The organism is Paracoccus cavernae (assembly GCF_042430175.1).
Classification (GTDB): Bacteria; Pseudomonadota; Alphaproteobacteria; order Rhodobacterales; family Rhodobacteraceae; genus Paracoccus; species Paracoccus cavernae.
Map to the genome: position 1 here is coordinate 1 of NZ_JBHMDZ010000019.1, position 669 is coordinate 669.

At 64.0% G+C, this 669-nt stretch carries 1 protein-coding gene; it reads right to left on the reverse strand.

All coding sequences use genetic code 11. From position 1 onward, the window contains the following. Positions 1-659: isochorismatase family protein (locus ACFFUC_RS12445; protein WP_377686687.1), on the reverse strand; the 659-nt coding region annotated here is incomplete at its 3' end. Between the last annotated feature and the right edge of the window lie 10 nt (positions 660-669).

Below are 669 nucleotides of genomic sequence, written 5' to 3' on the forward strand. Positions count from 1 at the left end.
TGGACGTCCCCGAATTTCGCGTCGATATCGAAGAGGTTCCACGCCACCGCGCCGGGCACGCGGTCCCCGATCGCTTCCTTGACCGCGATGGTGCGGAAGCCGTCCGCGATCCCGTCACAGATGGTCTGGCGCACGCAGGCGCAGGCCGTCACGCCGGTCACGAGGATCGTGTCGACGCCGTTGGCGCGCAGGATGCCGGCAAGCTCGGTCCCGTGGAAGGACGAGGCGCGCTTTTTGAGCAGCGTGTATTCGCCCGCCACCGGCGCGATGCGGCTGTCGATCGCCCAAAGCTCGGGCTTGGCGAGATCGACGACATCGACGGGGATCTTGTCGTGCCAAAGACCCATGTCGGTGAAGGGCGCGTTGCGGTCGGTGATCTCGTAGGCGGTGGTGACATGGATCACCGGAAGGTTCTGCGCGCGAAAGGCCTTCAGCAGCTTCTGCATGCCCGGGATGATCTCGTTGTCCATCTTCTCCTGATCGCAGGTGAAGGGATTGCCCGGACGCGTCCAGGCATTGGCGAGATCGACGCTCACCAGCGCCGGACGCTTGCCGAAACCGACGCGGCGCTGGAAGCCGCGGTCCTGATAAAGTTTGCTCGCCGTATCGAAAGCCTGCTGCAACAGACGGTCGAGTTCCTTGGCGTCAACGTCGCTCATTCTCTTCTCC